The organism is Streptomyces sp. SID5643 (genome assembly GCF_009872555.1).
GTDB lineage: Bacteria > Actinomycetota > Actinomycetes > Streptomycetales > Streptomycetaceae > Streptomyces > Streptomyces iakyrus.
Genome location: NZ_WWIC01000251.1, coordinates 18,699 through 30,984 on the forward strand (window position 1 = coordinate 18,699; position 12,286 = coordinate 30,984).

Sequence of the window (12,286 nt, forward strand, 5' to 3'; positions counted from 1 at the left end):
CGTCGTCACATGACGGCCGGGAGCCCGCCGAGCGTGGCGTGTGCCTCGGCCATGATGCCGTCGACGAGTTCGGCGCAGGAGGGCAGGTCGTCGATGATCCCCCCGACCTGGCCGCAGGCCATCACGCCGAGGTCGGTGCGGCCGTCGACCATCGCGGCCTTGAGCAGCATCGGGGTGTTGGCGGCCAGCAGGACCTGACTCCAGGTCAGGTCCTTGCCCTGCTTCAGGGCCAGGCCGTCGCGCACCAGGCCGGCCCAGCTCATGCCCGACTCCCGTCTGAGGGCGGAGGCGTGCCGCAGGGCGCGCAGCAGGGAGGCCGCGCGGCCGGACCGCTCCAGCGCGTCCACCAGGTCGGTGCGCAGCATGCGGTGGGGCAGGCCGTCGACCTTGGTGGTGACGGTGACGTCCTGGACGCCCGCCGCGAGGTAGCGGGCCTTGACCGGCTCGGGGACGGTGCTGTCGGAGGTGAGCAGGAAGCGTGTGCCCATGGCCACTCCGGCGGCGCCGTAGGCCAGCGCCGCCACCAGTCCGCGGCCGTCCCGGAAACCGCCGGCGGCGATCACGGGGACGTCCACGGCGTCCACGACCTGCGGCAGCAGCACCGTGGTGGCGACGCTGCCGGTGTGGCCGCCGCCCTCGCAGCCCTGCACCAGTACGGCGTCGGCTCCCCACGCCGCGACCTTCTCGGCATGCCGCCGGGCGCCCACCGAGGGGATGACGACCACGCCCGCGCCCTTCAGACGGGCGATCAGCTCCGGTCGCGGTGCGAGAGCGAACGAGGCCACCTTCACGCCCTCGTCGACGATGATCCGCACCCTCTCCCCCGCGTCCGAGGCGTCGGCCCGGAGGTTGACTCCGAAGGGCGCGTCGGTGCGGGACCTGACGTCGCGCACGGCCGCGCGGAGCTGCTCCGGGGTCATGGTGGCGGACGCGAGGATGCCCAGGGCTCCGGCGTTGGCCGCGGCGGAGACGAGGCGGGGCCCGGCGACCCACCCCATGCCGGTCTGGACGATGGGGGTGCGCACTCCGACGAGTTCGGTGAGGGCCGTGCTGATCGCGGTGTCGCTCATGCGGGCACCTCACGGTCGCGGGCGCCGTCCGGGTCGATGACCTCCCGGACGAGGCGCAGCTCCTCGGCGGTGGGCTCGCGGGTGCACGGCACCTCGTCCGGGACGGCGAGGGCGAAACCGGTGGCCTCCAGGATCTGCTCGACCGTGACCCCCGGGTGCCGTGAGCGCAGCCGCATCGACTGGTCCGGGGTGGCGAAGTCGAAGACGCCCAGGTTGCTGACCACCTCCGGGACGTGGTGGAAGCGGGTGGCCGACGGGCCGGCTTCGGCGGCACGGTCGTAGCCGACTCCGCACACCATGTCGACCTGCTCCACGAAGACGCGCGGGGAGTGTTTGGGCACCCAGTAACTGGTCGTATGGTTCAGGGTGTTGACGGGGGCCCCCCGGACGCCCAGCAGCTGCCGGGCGGGGCGGGCCCAGTCGCCGATGCAGGAGATGTTCTGGTTGCCGTGGCGGTCGATCTGGCCGGCGCCCATCATCACGTGCCGCCGTCCCGTGGCCACGAGAGCCAGGTGCCGACGATAGGGCAGCCAGCCCTCCACGACCTGGGCGCGGGCGCCGAGCGCCGGGACGTCGCCGATGAGCAGCGCCTCGCCGTCGGTGAGCAGCAGGTCGGGCGCGAACGTCAGCTTCGCCAGCCGGGCGCCGATGGCGGGGACGGTGCCCATGGGGCTCGCCAGGATCTCCCCGGCGTGCCGCCATGCCTCCGCGCAGGCCACCACGCAGTACTCGGCGCGCGTCACGCCGGTGGTCGTCGCACCGCTGCTCATGACTGCCGCTCCTCGTGGAAGGCCTTGACGGCGGCCTGGTACGCCTCTTCGTCGCCGGACAGGAACCGCTCGGTGAACCTCTGCCAGGCCTCCGGGTCGCGGGCGGCGCGCGCGTACGCCTGCTGGAACGCCTCGTCGCGGTCCTGGTCCGGGACGCAGGAGGTGAAGTGCGCTCCGTTCGGGGTCTGGACGACGCCGTTCACGAAGGCCCGTTGGACCAGCAGGGTCTGCGGGCCCGCCTCCTTGAGCAGGTCGGCGGTGTCCACGATCCGCTCGCAGGAGACGTAGGAGGCGGCAGCGGCCTGGCAGAAGAGGTCGTCGAAGTACGGGTCGGGGCCGAGGTACTGCGCGTTGCCCTGCGGGTCCGCCCTGTTGAGGTGAACGAGCGCGGCGTCCAGGCGCAGTGCGGGGACCGCGACGAGTTCCTCGGCGTCCTCGTAGGGCGAGGTGACGGTGCGCAGGTGAGGGTTGACCTTCATCACGTCGGAGCCGAGGCCGGACCGGACCGGCAGGAAGGGCAGACGCTGCGCGGCGGCGGTCAGACCCCACATGAACATGGCCTCGTCCAGTTCCACCAGGTCGAAGGCCCCGCGCTGCCGGGCGGCGGTGAAGTGCGGTTCCAGGGGGATGGAGTCCAGGGTGGCGAACGGGGCCACGAGGCGGCGGATCCGTCCCGCCGCGGCGAGCAGGCCGACATCGGGACCGCCGCAGGACACCACGGTCAGGTCGGTGATGCCGGAGCGCAGCAGCGCGCGGACCAGGGCCATCGGCTTGCGGCGCGATCCCCAGCCGCCGATGCCCAGCGTCATGCCGGTACGGAGTCGGCCGACCACCTGTTCGGCGGTCATCGTCTTGTCGCTCAACACGATCCCCCTTTGGACGACTTGGAGGACTTGGAGGACTTGGACGACTTGGACGACTTGGAGGACTTGGGCGGCTCGGACGACGTGGACGGGTCGGACGGGTCGGATGAGCGGGACGGCCTGGATGCCCGGGACGACACGAACGCCTCGCGGTACCGGTCCGAGATGCCGCTGAGATTGGCTTCGAACGTGAAGCCCTGCTCGAAGCGGTAGCTGCGGCGGACGTCCACCGGCTCGATGCCGTTGATCGACGCCTTCGCAAGGCGGATGAGCAGCCCGTCCTTGGCGGCGATCTCCCTGGCCAGCTCCATCGCCGCGGCGTGCAGCCGCTCGCGCGGGACGACCCGCCAGACCGAGCCGTGGCGGTGCAGTTCGTCGGCCGTCACAGTCCGCGAGGTGTAGTAGAGCGTCCGCATCAAATGCTGGGGCACCAGCCGGGCCAGGTGGGTGGCCGCGCCGAGCGCACCCCGGTCCAGCTCCGGCAGCCCGAAGGTCGCGTCGTCACTCGCCACGATCGAGTCGGCGTTGCCGACCAGGCCGATACCGCCGCCCACACAGAAGCCCTGCACCGTGGCGACCACCGGAACCTCGCAGTCGTAGACCGCCGCGAACGCCTCGTAGCAGCCGCGGTTGGTGCCGACGAGCGCCGTGTACCCCTCGGTGCGCTGCATCTCCTTGATGTCGGCGCCGGCGTTGAACCCGCGCCCCGTGGCGGTGAGGACGACGCAGCGCACGCCCGGATCGGACCCGGCCGCGCGCACCGCGGCGGCCACGTCGTACCAGCCCTGTACAGGAAGGGCGTTGACCGGTGGGAAGTCGACGGTGATGACGGCGATGCCCTCTTCGGGGCTTGTGGTGGAGACACCCATGAGCGCATCAGCTACCTTTCCACCAAACGTTTGTTAGGCACGAAGGTAGCAGCGGAGTACGCCTCGCGGGAGGTCCCCCATGGCAACGATCACCGACCTGAGCGGACGCGTCGCGGTGGTCACCGGCGGCACGAGGGGCGTGGGCGCGGGCATCACCCGGGCCCTGCTGGAGGCCGGAGCCGAGGTGGTGACCTGCGCCCGGCGCCCCGCGGACCGGCCCGTCGAAGCGGCGGGGCGCACCGCCCGGTTCCTGCCGGTCGACCTGCGTGACGCGGACGCCGTCGGCGCCTTCTTCACGGATGTGAGAGGCGAGTACGGCAGGCTGGACGTCCTCGTCAACAACGCCGGGGGCACGCCGTACCGGACGCTCGACGAAGGCGGGGCCCAACGGCACGCGCGGGTCGTCGAGTTGAACCTGCTCGCTCCCCTGACCGCCTCCCTCGCCGCCTACGAGCTGATGCGCGCCCAGCCCGGCGGCGGGTCGATCGTCATGATCGGCAGTGTCAGCGGCAGTCGTCCGTCACCGGGCTCGGCGGCCTACGGCGCGGCCAAGGCGGGGCTGGAGCAGCTGGCCCGCAGCATGGCCGTGGAATGGGCCCCACTGGTCAGGGTCAACACCCTCGTCCTCGGCATGGTGCGCACCGAGTTGTCGCGTCTGCACTACGGCGACGAGAACGGCGTCGCGGCCGTCGGCCGCACCGTGCCGCTCGGCCGGCTCGCCGACCCGGACGAGGTGGGCGACGCCTGTGTCTTCCTCGTCTCCGATCGCGCGGCGTACATCAGCGGTGCGAGTCTGCTCGTCCATGGGGGAGGTGAACGCCCGGCCTTCCTCGACGCAGCAACCGCCCACAGCTGAACCCGCTTCCCGACTTCCAGCGGAAGGACCCAGACCATGTCCGGACTGTGCAGCGAACGTGTCGCGATCGTCACGGGGGCGGGGCGCGGACTCGGCCGGGCGCACGCCCTCGCCCTCGCCGCCGAGGGGGCGAAGGTCGTCGTGAACGACCTGGGCGTCGGCCCGGACGGGACCGGCTCCGGTACGGGGCCCGCCCAGCTCGTCGTCGACGAGATCGTTGCCCGCGGAGGGCAGGCGGTCGCCCACGGCGGGGACGTCGCCACGACGGAGGGCGCGGCCTCATTGATCCGCGCCGCCGTCGAGACCTACGGCCGCCTCGACACCCTGGTCAACAACGCCGGGTTCCTGCGCGACCGCATGCTGGTGAATCTGGGCGAGGACGACTGGGACGCCGTCCTGCGCGTCCACCTCACGGGGCACTTCCTTCCGCTGAAGTACGCGGCGGCCCACTGGCGTGCCGAAGCAAAGGCGGGCCGTGCACCGGCGGCCCGGGTCGTCAACACCACCAGTGGAGCGGGGCTGTCGGGGAGTGTCGGCCAGGGCAACTACTCCACGGCCAAGGCCGGGATCATCGGGCTGACCTTGGTCGCCGCCGCTGAGATGGGCCGTTACGGCGTCCTGGTCAACGCCATCGCCCCGGCGGCGCGCACCCGGATGACCGAGGCGACGTTCGCGGAGACCATGGCGGCCCCGGACACCGGCTTCGACGCCATGGCCCCGGAGAACGTGTCCCCGCTGGTCGTGTGGCTCGGCTCCGCGGCCTGCGCCGGTGTGACGGGGCGGGTCTTCGAGGCGGAGGGCGGTCGCATCACGGTCATGGAGGGGTGGCGCCCGGGTCCGACGGCGGACAAAGGCGCCCGGTGGTCCCCGGCCGAGGCCGGGGAGACCGCGCTGAAACTCCTCTCGGAGGCGACGACTCCGGAGCCGGTGCACGGGGCCCAGTGAGCTCCGTGGATGGGGGGGCTTTCCTGATGAGGCGGGCACCGCCCCCCCCTAGCGGGGGGCACTTCGCCGCATGATGAGTCGCGCCATGGTGGCGGTCACCGGTCTCATGCGGCGGTCACCGGTCTCATGCGGCGGTCCCGCGGTGCCCTGCCTCGTCCGGATCGCCCAAGGGGCGTGTCGGCCCGTCGTCCGCCTCCGGACGACGGCCCGGCTCCGTCTCGTCCAGCCCCCAGTAGTGCCGGCAGTCATCGCACCGGTACACCCCGATTCCGGCATCGATCGTCAGCACCGCTCCTTGCGGGCACCTGCCGTCACCACGGCCTGCGCACTCCAGTTCCCCGGTATCCCCCATGGGTCGAACCGTGCGCCGTGCCGGGCGTGACCGGCAGGGTGCCCGCCGGGCGCACAGGAGCTCGAGGCCCGCACACCACCTCACCTACCCCCGCCAGTCCCACGAGCGTCGGACCGCCGGGGGTTCGGTTCGGGCCGGCCCGCCGGCGCATGACGCGTTCAGTAGTCGAAGTCGATGTAGTCGATGTCGCTGATGGCTACCTCGGAAAGATCCAGGCGCGGGCTCCGCCGTCCTGGAAGTAGGTGGTCCTGAAACCGTCGGCGATGATCTGGCGCAGATGCTGGTCGGTGGCGCCGGCCTCACGGGCGTCGAACAGCTGCTGGGCGTACGCCGGGGGGAGATGCACGGTGAGACGACGGAAGCGGCCGTCGTCGGTTGTGCCGACCGGGGCCGTGTAGCCAAAACGGGCTCTTGTCTCCACCGTGATACCGCGCCTGGTGGCGGCCTCCGCACGCCGGCGTCTGCGGACCTGGGGCTGCCAGCGGGACCGGACGGCGGCATCGATCCTCTGCTGGATCGCCTACGGCGGATGTTTGCGCTCACCCGTGCGGTAGCGCTCCACCGACCGCTGGCTCACCCCGAGCTCCGCTGCGACGGCCCGTGTCGTCTTCAGCTGCCTCATCAGGAAGTTGATCCGGCCCTTGAGCGTCTTGGGCGGTCGGCGGGTGAAGGACTCCTGGTCGGCGCGCTCGATCGCGTCCTCGATGTCTCCCACGGTGCTGGTTCCCTTCCCGGCTCGATCTCTACTCGCCGTCGTCCAGCACGGCGTCGCCGCCCTTGACGTGGCGGGAGGGGTTCAGGCCCTTCTCCATCAGGTCGACCGCCCAGAGCATCTCCTGGACGCCTTCCAGTTTCGCCATGCCCGGGCTCGGACCGAGGCGGAAGCCGCCGGGCTGGGGCTTGCCGGAGGCGGCGTACGGGAGGAAGTCCAGCGGTGAGGGGCCGGGGCTGGGGTAGACGACGCATGCCCAGGCGACGGCCAGGGCAACGAACAGGTCAGGTCGGGCGCCCACCGGTGGTGGGGCACAGGGCGATGCACTGCGACATTCCCCGGAACGTACTCACCCTGATCGCCGACGTCTTCCTGACACCTGTCAGGGCATTGCAGTCGCCAGGAGAGAACCACTGAGCACCCGTACGGGGGGTGCTCTCCGGTTCGCCGCATCCGGTACCGCTCCGGTGGGCGAACCCTCCGCATGCCCCGCCCCTGACGGAAGGCTCCCTGCATGTCCACCCCGCACTGGCTCTTCGGCGACCAGCTCGGCCCGCATTTCCTCACCCCCGCCCGTGAGGAGGGCCCCGACCGCGGGGCGCCCGTGGTGATGGTCGAGGCGAAGTCGGTCTTCCGGCGCAGACGATTCCACCGCGCCAAGGCCCATCTGGTGCTCTCGGCGATGCGGCACCGCGCGGCGGAGCTGGGCGAGCGGATGACGTACGTGCGGGCGGAGACCTACCGCGAGGGTCTGCGCCGCGCGGTGGGCGACGGAGGGGTGACCGTGTGCCACCCCACCTCGTACGCGGCGCTGCGCCTGGTGCGTTCCCTGCCGGGGGTGCGGGTGCTGCCCGCCCGCGGCTTCCTGGTCCCGCACGAGGAATTCGCCGGCTGGGCCGAGGGACTCGGCGGACGGCGGCTGCTCCAGGAGAACTTCTACCACTGGGTGCGTGAACGGCACGACCTGCTGATGGACGGCGGCCGCCCCGCCGGGGGCCGGTTCAACCACGATCACGCCAATCGCGAGCCTCCGCCGCGCGGCGCCACCGCACTGGACGTGCCGGGGCCGTACCGGCCGCGGGAGGACGACATCGACGCCGAGGTGCGCCAGGACCTCGACCGGTGGGAGCGCGAGGACGGGGTGCGGTTCGTCGGCCGGGACGGCCCCCGCCGTTTCCCCGCCACCCGGCGCGAGGCACTGTCGGCGCTGCGCCGCTTCGTGGCGCACCGGCTGTCCTCTTTCGGACCGTACGAGGACGCGATGCTGGCCGGAGATCCGGTGATGGCCCACAGTCTGCTGTCGTCCTCGATGAACCTGGGGCTGCTGCACCCCGCCGAGTGTGTGGAACACGCCGAGCGCGCCTGGCGGCAGGGCAGCGTCCCCGTGAACAGCGCCGAGGGGTTCGTCCGGCAGGTGGCGGGCTGGCGGGAGTACGTCTGGCAGCTGTACTGGCATTTCGGCGAGGACTACCGAAACGGCAACGCACTCGGGCACACCCGGGAGTTGCCGGCCTACTTCGGCGAACTCGACGCGGACGCGGTCACCGCCCGCTGTCTGGCCACGGCGCTCGCCCAGGTCCGTGACACCGGATGGACGCACCACATCCCCCGCCTGATGGTGCTGGGCAGCCACGCCCTTCAGCGCGGCTGGGACCCGGCCGCCGTCACCGACTGGTTCCACCGCTGCTTCGTCGACGGCTACGACTGGGTGATGGTGCCGAACGTGGTGGGCATGTCCCAGTACGCGGACGGGGGCCGGATGACCACCAAGCCGTACACCTCCGGCGGCGCTTACATCCACCGCATGAGCGACCTGTGCGACGGCTGCGCGTTCCGGCCCACCGACCGCACCGGCCCGCGGGCGTGCCCCTTCACCGCCGGCTACTGGGCCTTCCTTCACCGGCACAGGCACCGGTTGTCGGGCAACGCCCGGATGCGGCGCGCGGTGCAGGGCCTGGACCGGCTCGGTGACCTGGACGACGTGCTGCGCCAGGAGCGGGACCGGGGCGACGGGGCACCCTGACCGCCCGTGGTGCGTGTCAGGGCAAGTGCGACAGCAGCAGCTCGGTGAGACGTTCGGGGGTACGGAGTGGCAGGTAGTGGTCGGCGTCCGGGATCGTCTCGCCCCGGGCACCGGGGATGCCGGTGACGAGCCGTTCGGCGATCACCGCGATTTCCGAGTGGTCGTGGTCGCAAGCAGGAGGCCGCGTTCGAAAGGCGCCGTCGGTGCACCCAACGCCTCTGCTGGGCCCCGTCGTTCGATTCAGTCCGGCCGTGAGGCACGTCGCCGCTCGACCGCCTTTGACCCAGCGCCCCCGCGACGCCCGGACGATCCGGCGAGAGGCACCTGGCCCTGATACCGGGCCACCGCCTCCTCGATCCCCGCCGCGTCCGCGCCCTCCGCCGCCCAGGCCACGTATCCGTCGGGCCGTACGAGGACGGCCGTACGGCGGTCACCCGCCCAGCGTTCCGCGGTCAGCCACCCCTCCCGTGCACCGGGGCCTTCGTACGTCCCGGGTGTGATCAGCACGAACCGGCCGCCGCGCAGCGCCTCGTAGAGCCGGCCGCTCTTCAGGGCGACGTCGGGGACGCGGGTGCCGGTGAGGCGGTGGGCGCCGCGTGGGGAGGGGTAGGCGTAGCCGATCCCGGTGATCTGGCCCAGAGCCTTGCGCTGGACGGGCGGCGCCATGCCGACGAACGCGGAGACCAGGGCGCGGGCGGCACGCACCAGCGGATTCCGCGCACGGGCCAGCCGGACCAGTCCGCCACTGCTGCGCAGCACCGCCCTGCCGACCGGGTGCCGCTCGGCCTCGTAGCTGTCGAGGAGCCCTTCGGGCGCCCGGCCCTGGACGGCCGCGGCGAGCTTCCAGCTCAGGTTGGCGGCGTCCTGGAGGCCGGTGTTCATGCCCTGTCCGCCGGCCGGCGAGTGGATGTGCGCGGCGTCCCCGGCGAGGAAGACCCGCCCGACCCGGTAGTGCGGTGCCTGGCGCTCCTCACTGTGGAAACGGGAGAGCCAGCGCGCATCGTGCATGCCGTAGTCGGCGCCCAGGGCACGGCGGGTGATCTCCCTGATCTCGTCGAGGTCGAGCGGCGCGTCGTCGGAGACCTCGTTGCGGCGGTTCCAGCCCATGACGCGGTACCAGCCGTCGCCGAAGGAGGCGATCATCGCGAAGGCGTCGCCGCGGCCGTTGACGGTGAGGACGCCCTCGGGCTTCTCGGCCAGCCGGACATCGGCCAGGATCAGCGACTTGATGACGGAGACACCGGGGAAGTCCAGGCCGATGGCCTCTCGTACGGCGCTCCGGTGACCGTCGGCGCCGACGACATAGGCCGCCCGGAGGGTGACGACCGCCCCGTCCTCGCCGCGCACGTCGAGGTCGACCCCGTCGTCGTCCTGTCGCAGCCCCACGACCTCGCTCTCGTACGCGAACTCGACCCCAGCCTCCCGTGCCCGCCGCTCCAGGAGCCGCTCGACCTCGTACTGCGGGGTGATGAGCAGGAACGGGAAACGCGAGGGCAACGTGCTCAGGTCGAGGGAGAGGCGACGGAAGAGCCGCAGGCCGGTGATGGTGTCTCCGGTGGTGAGGAGTTCGTCGGCCAGCCCGCGGGCGTCGAGCTGCTCCAGGGTCCGGGCGTGGACCCCGAAGGCGCGGGAGAGGTTGCTGATCTTGCGCGGCCGTTTCTCGACGAGGGTCACGGTGACGCCGGCTGTGGCGAGGTCGCCGGCGAGGAGAAGGCCGGTGGGGCCCGAGCCGACGACGATCACGGTGCGGTGGGTGGCGGTGCCGTTCATGGTGGCCTCCTGTTGCCAACGCTTGCTTGCCATCGACTCATAGGTGCTCGCATCACCTGCCAACAGATGTTGGCCAACGTTCGTTGACAAAGGTAGTGCCGCATCCGAAGAGACGTCAACAGCTGTTGGCAAACGATTGTTGGCCAACACTTGCTGACCTGCACTTGTGACCTGCACCTGTGACCTACATTTGTTGGCCTACGCTTGTTGGCATGAAAGGCAGCGACAGCACCTCCGCGACTCCCGGCTCCAGCACTCCCCGCCGCTCGGACGCCACCCGCAGCGCGATCCTCACGGCGGCCCGCGAGCGCTTCGCGACCGACGGGTACGAGCGGGCCACCATCCGCGCCATCGCCAAGGACGCGCACATCGATCCGTCCATGGTGATGCGGTACTACGGGAACAAGGAGGGCCTCTTCGCGGCGGCCGTCGCCATCGACCTACGACTGCCGGACGTGAGCGGGGCGGACCGCCGGCAGGACGCGGGGCGGATCCTCGTCGAGCACTTCCTCGACATGTGGGAGAACAACGAGGTTCTCACCGCCCTGCTGCGGGTGGGTGTGACCAACCAGGCCGGGGCGGAGCGCATGCAGGGCATCCTGCGGGACCAACTGCTGCCGGTCACCCGGCAGGTGTGCCCCGGCCCCGAGCAGGTCCCGGCACGGGCGGCGCTCATGGCCTCGCAGCTGCTGGGCCTGGCGCTCACACGGTACGTATTGCGGATGCCGCCGGCGGTGGGGCTGGCGCGGGCGGAGATCGTGGCGTGGCTGGCACCGACGATCCAGCGGTACCTGACCGCGCCGAGTCCCTGAGGCTCGCCGAGCGAATCCCCGGCCGGCTCTGCCCTGACATGTGTCAGGAGTTCAGCGCCCGCTTCCTCGCTAGGGTCGGCGCACGGCGCTGTCCGCAGGTCAGCGCCTTCACCTTCGAAACGGGGAATCCATGAGCCACTCCATGGACCGCAGGACTCTGCTCAGGTCGGCGGGGTCCGCCGCGGTAGCGGGATCGCTCGGCGCGCTGGGTGTCGCGGCCCTCGCGACGCCTGCCAACGCCGCTGCCGCAACGATCAACACCGACCAGGTGATGGCCACCACCAACCGCGTGACACACGCCCCGAACCAGCGCGGCACCATCGGCATCGAGCTCCGCTCCGGCTACTACAACGGCTACCAGTACGGCTGGGGACGGCTCGTCGGCTCCGGCTGGGACCCGCGCGGCTGGATCTGGCTCGACATCAGCAGGGACGGCGGCAGAACCTGGTCCTTCGCCGACGGCACGTATCTGTCGGACGGCACGGGCTATGCGCACACGTCCGGGTGGCTCACTCAGTCCGACCCGAACTACGTGTTCAGGGCCGGCTACGACAGCAACCTCAGGGCCGTCAACCCGTACATCCAGAGCGGAATCTGGTAGCAGCGGCACGCTTTTCTCCAGCGGCACAGACCACCTCACGGGCCCCACGGCCCGGATCTGACCGACTCCACCACAGGGGGATCACCTTGAAAGCACCCACGCGCAAGCTCTCCGCCCTCGTCGCCGGCGTGGCACTCACCGCTCTGGGCACCGTCTTCTCCGGTACGGCCGAGGCAGCGAACCCGTGCTGGTGGGGCGATGGCGGCATGCGGATGTACTGCAACAACGTCTCGGGGGCCACGGTCTACGCCACCCCCGACACCAGCCGTCCCGTCGGCAAGATGTACTCGAACCCGAGCTGGTTCGAGTGCCGCAGGGACACCGGCGCCTACGTCGGCGGCCCGCACCCGAACCGTTGGCTCTGGACGCAGGCCGACAACGGCAAGTGGGGCTGGATGAAGGACACGGACATCTACAGCGAGACCGACCCGGTCCCCACCCACATCGGTAACGGCATCCCTCAGCCCTGCTGACGCCGGCACCTCGACCGCCCGGGCCGTCTCACCACACTCCGAGGCGGCCACGGCCCGGACTCGGGAGCAGCAGCTCGGTCGCCGCCTTTCCGTCGGCCGAGAGGCGCAGACCCCGTTGCACGAACGGTCCCGAGCCGGGCCGCCGGTCATCGAGTGCCGGTTCCACCGAG

Annotated in this window: 12 protein-coding genes and 2 pseudogenes; 6 read left to right on the plus strand and 8 right to left on the minus strand. The window is 71.4% G+C overall.

Annotated elements, in window-relative coordinates; translation table 11 throughout:
- Positions 1-5 precede the first annotated feature (5 nt).
- From GTY56_RS27980 to GTY56_RS27995, 4 genes are read right to left on the minus strand one after another with little or no spacing between them, the layout of a single operon-like run.
- Positions 6-1,070, minus strand: a complete 1,065-nt coding sequence (locus tag GTY56_RS27980; protein WP_161368087.1) for an NAD(P)H-dependent flavin oxidoreductase — start codon at positions 1,068-1,070, stop codon at positions 6-8.
- Positions 1,067-1,840 carry a CoA-transferase subunit beta gene (locus tag GTY56_RS27985; protein ID WP_161368088.1) on the minus strand — a complete coding sequence of 258 codons (774 nt, stop codon included), beginning with the start codon at positions 1,838-1,840 and terminating at the stop codon, positions 1,067-1,069. Before GTY56_RS27985 ends, GTY56_RS27980 begins: the two co-directional genes overlap by 4 nt.
- A complete protein-coding gene (locus GTY56_RS27990; protein ID WP_346345604.1) occupies positions 1,837-2,703 on the minus strand; it encodes a CoA transferase subunit A in 867 nt (288 codons plus the stop codon). The genes GTY56_RS27985 and GTY56_RS27990 overlap by 4 nt, the downstream gene beginning before the upstream one ends.
- Complete coding sequence (locus tag GTY56_RS27995; protein WP_161368089.1) at positions 2,700-3,572, minus strand: enoyl-CoA hydratase family protein; 873 nt, start codon at positions 3,570-3,572, stop codon at positions 2,700-2,702. Before GTY56_RS27995 ends, GTY56_RS27990 begins: the two co-directional genes overlap by 4 nt.
- Positions 3,573-3,651: 79 nt before the next feature.
- Between GTY56_RS27995 and GTY56_RS28000 the strand changes: the two genes are divergently transcribed.
- Positions 3,652-4,428, plus strand: a complete 777-nt coding sequence (locus GTY56_RS28000) for an SDR family oxidoreductase (RefSeq protein WP_161368090.1) — start codon at positions 3,652-3,654, stop codon at positions 4,426-4,428.
- A 36-nt stretch (positions 4,429-4,464) separates the two neighbouring features.
- Positions 4,465-5,373 carry an SDR family oxidoreductase gene (locus tag GTY56_RS28005; protein ID WP_161368091.1) on the plus strand — a complete coding sequence of 303 codons (909 nt, stop codon included), beginning with the start codon at positions 4,465-4,467 and terminating at the stop codon, positions 5,371-5,373.
- Between the two features lie 510 nt (positions 5,374-5,883).
- On the opposite strand, the pseudogene tpg reads toward GTY56_RS28005, so the two are convergent.
- Positions 5,884-6,440: pseudogene (tpg, locus tag GTY56_RS28010) on the minus strand (telomere-protecting terminal protein Tpg).
- A gap of 28 nt (positions 6,441-6,468) precedes the next feature.
- Positions 6,469-6,708 (minus strand): annotated as a pseudogene (locus GTY56_RS28015) (telomere-associated protein Tap); the annotation flags it as partial.
- Between the two features lie 243 nt (positions 6,709-6,951).
- Between GTY56_RS28015 and GTY56_RS28020 the strand changes: the two are divergent.
- On the plus strand, positions 6,952-8,460 hold the full coding sequence (locus GTY56_RS28020; RefSeq protein WP_161368092.1) for a cryptochrome/photolyase family protein: 1,509 nt from the start codon (positions 6,952-6,954) through the stop codon (positions 8,458-8,460).
- A gap of 16 nt (positions 8,461-8,476) precedes the next feature.
- On the opposite strand, the gene GTY56_RS41205 is transcribed toward GTY56_RS28020, so the two are convergent.
- Positions 8,477-8,605, minus strand: a complete 129-nt coding sequence (locus tag GTY56_RS41205; protein ID WP_272923400.1) for an alpha/beta fold hydrolase — start codon at positions 8,603-8,605, stop codon at positions 8,477-8,479.
- A 95-nt stretch (positions 8,606-8,700) separates the two neighbouring features.
- Positions 8,701-10,230 (minus strand): FAD-dependent monooxygenase, encoded by a 1,530-nt coding sequence (locus GTY56_RS28025; RefSeq protein ID WP_237525072.1) that lies wholly within the window; start codon positions 10,228-10,230, stop codon positions 8,701-8,703.
- A gap of 212 nt (positions 10,231-10,442) precedes the next feature.
- Between GTY56_RS28025 and GTY56_RS28030 the strand changes: the two genes are divergently transcribed.
- The 3 genes from GTY56_RS28030 to GTY56_RS28040 all read left to right on the plus strand — a co-directional run bounded on the left by GTY56_RS28030 (position 10,443) and on the right by GTY56_RS28040 (position 12,116).
- Positions 10,443-11,042 (plus strand): TetR/AcrR family transcriptional regulator, encoded by a 600-nt coding sequence (locus tag GTY56_RS28030; RefSeq protein ID WP_161368093.1) that lies wholly within the window; start codon positions 10,443-10,445, stop codon positions 11,040-11,042.
- Between the two features lie 142 nt (positions 11,043-11,184).
- On the plus strand, positions 11,185-11,643 hold the full coding sequence (locus GTY56_RS28035; RefSeq protein WP_161368094.1) for a hypothetical protein: 459 nt from the start codon (positions 11,185-11,187) through the stop codon (positions 11,641-11,643).
- Between the two features lie 86 nt (positions 11,644-11,729).
- A complete protein-coding gene (locus tag GTY56_RS28040; protein WP_161368095.1) occupies positions 11,730-12,116 on the plus strand; it encodes a hypothetical protein in 387 nt (128 codons plus the stop codon).
- Positions 12,117-12,286: the final 170 nt, after the last annotated feature.

Excerpts from the sequence above, each read along its gene's own strand:
- GTY56_RS27980 (WP_161368087.1), bottom strand. The coding sequence starts at position 1,070 with ATGAGCGACACCGCGATCAGCACGGCCCTCACCGAACTCGTCGGAGTG.
- GTY56_RS27985 (WP_161368088.1), bottom strand. The coding sequence starts at position 1,840 with ATGAGCAGCGGTGCGACGACCACCGGCGTGACGCGCGCCGAGTACTGC.
- GTY56_RS27995 (WP_161368089.1), bottom strand. The coding sequence starts at position 3,572 with ATGGGTGTCTCCACCACAAGCCCCGAAGAGGGCATCGCCGTCATCACC.
- GTY56_RS28000 (WP_161368090.1), top strand. The coding sequence starts at position 3,652 with ATGGCAACGATCACCGACCTGAGCGGACGCGTCGCGGTGGTCACCGGC.
- GTY56_RS28005 (WP_161368091.1), top strand. The coding sequence starts at position 4,465 with ATGTCCGGACTGTGCAGCGAACGTGTCGCGATCGTCACGGGGGCGGGG.
- GTY56_RS28020 (WP_161368092.1), top strand. The coding sequence starts at position 6,952 with ATGTCCACCCCGCACTGGCTCTTCGGCGACCAGCTCGGCCCGCATTTC.
- GTY56_RS28025 (WP_237525072.1), bottom strand. The coding sequence starts at position 10,230 with ATGAACGGCACCGCCACCCACCGCACCGTGATCGTCGTCGGCTCGGGC.
- GTY56_RS28030 (WP_161368093.1), top strand. The coding sequence starts at position 10,443 with ATGAAAGGCAGCGACAGCACCTCCGCGACTCCCGGCTCCAGCACTCCC.
- GTY56_RS28035 (WP_161368094.1), top strand. The coding sequence starts at position 11,185 with ATGGACCGCAGGACTCTGCTCAGGTCGGCGGGGTCCGCCGCGGTAGCG.